Annotated in this window: 1 protein-coding gene and 1 pseudogene; both read right to left on the bottom strand. The window is 64.6% G+C overall.

Annotated elements, in window-relative coordinates:
* Positions 1-1047: pseudogene (locus tag ACM42_RS08425) on the bottom strand (methyl-accepting chemotaxis protein); the annotation flags it as partial.
* Positions 1048-1335: 288 nt separating this feature from the next.
* On the bottom strand, positions 1336-1800 hold a 465-nt coding region (locus ACM42_RS08420; protein WP_271527495.1), incomplete at its 5' end, for a methyl-accepting chemotaxis protein.

Below are 1800 nucleotides of genomic sequence, written 5' to 3'. Positions count from 1 at the left end.
GACGTCGAAATTGCCCGACGCGAGCTCGCGCATCGCCTTGCACATCGCGATCATCGGCCGCGAGATGCCGTTGCCGAGCCACAAGGCCAGCACGGTGCCCACGGCCAGCCCGCCCAGCGCCAGCATCAGCATCAGCTGCTCGGTTTCCACGATGGTGGAATTGGCGCTCGCCTCGATGCGTTGCTGGTCGGCGGTCAGATCCGAACGCAGCTCGGCCGAGAGCTTGAGGATGGTCGCGGCCGTCTTCGTCATCTCGCCGTTCAGCTTGACGATGACCTTCACGTTCTCATTCAGCTTTGCGAACGAGGTGCGGTACTGCTTCAAGAGATCGCCGATCTCCTTGACGCGATCCGTGATCTTCTGGTCATTCGCGTAGATGGAGACCAGCAGCGTCTCGAGGAACTTGATGCGGGCGATCACGCCGTCGGCGGTCTTCGGCTCCGGCTTGGCCACGAATGCGCCGACCGAGGTGGAGACCGCCAGATATTGCGAGGTGACGTCCTTGGCCGTGGTCTGGACCGAGTTCAGGCCCGCCAGAGCTGCGGTGTCGGCGAGATCGTCGAATTTGAAGCGGATCTTGTTGCCGACACTGTTGAGTTCGTCGGCCGCGATCTTGTTGTTCTCGCGCGTCAGCGTGATGATCTCGCCGAAGACTTTCGTAAAGTTCTGGAACTCGGTCTCGAGCTTGCCGACCTGCTCACGGCGGGCGGCGCCGGTCGTCGCCGTCATCGACTTGGCGATCGCGCTCTTCAGATTGCCTTCAGCGGCCTTGGCTGCGGTCTCATCATCGGCCGCGCCGGTCAGGGTATAGGCCCGCGCCAGCCCCTGATAGGCGACCAGCTCGCGATCGACCGTCCGCGCCAGATCGGCTTCCGATACGCTGGTGCGGTAGGACGCCACGGCGCCTGCGATTCGCTCGAAGCCGAAATAGGCGAACGCCATGCTGACGGCGAGAATGGCTAGCACCGCCCCAAAGCCGAGGATGATTTTTGCGCGAAAGCGCAGCGTTGGCAGCTTCGATTTGCTCGACTTCGACTTGACCGACATTCCCCCACCCCATTCCATTCGCGGAAAACCAGGCGCATCCCGGAAGCAGCCCGCTTCCCGGCTCTTCTGCACGTTACGGGGCAAAGGATAAGCTGTGGTAAATTTGTGGCGCCGCAACTGGCGGTTAGGCGACCCAGGGAATCGTTAAGGCAGGCTTTCTGGCGCCGTTACAAATCGATTGCCGCGCCAATCTCTGCTGTCATCCCGGACAAGCGCGCGCCTGGGGACGCGCTTGTCCGGGACGACGGCGGAGTGTGGGCGACGGCGCGGACCTCGGAGGCCGCGAACCTACGCCGCCCTTATATTCGCCATGAAGCGGTCGAGCTCGGCGCGCAGGCGGGTGCTTTCGCTCGACAGGGTCTTGGCCGAATTCAGCACCTCTTCCGAGGCCGAGCCGGTCTCGGCGGCGCCGCGGTTGACCTCGCCGATATCGGTGGCGGCCGTCTGCGTGCCTTGCGCGACCGTCTGGACGCTGCGGGCGATCTCCTGGGTGGCGGCGCCCTGCTGCTCGACCGCGCTCGCGATCGACGTCGAGATCGACGAGATCTGGCCGATGGTCGCGCCGATCTCCTTGATCGCGGCGACCGATTCGGCCGTGGCGCCCTGCATGCCCGCGATGTGCGAGGAGATCTCGTCCGTCGCCTTCGCCGTCTGGCTCGCCAGCGATTTCACTTCGCTCGCAACCACCGCAAAGCCGCGGCCGGCCTCACCCGCGCGGGCCGCCTCGATGGTGGCGTTGAGCGCGAGAAGGTT

Source organism: Bradyrhizobium sp. CCBAU 25338, from assembly GCF_028128965.1.
GTDB lineage: Bacteria > Pseudomonadota > Alphaproteobacteria > Rhizobiales > Xanthobacteraceae > Bradyrhizobium > Bradyrhizobium liaoningense.
The sequence above is the reverse complement of the archived record's forward strand: the minus strand, read 5'-3'. Positions and strand labels throughout refer to the sequence as shown.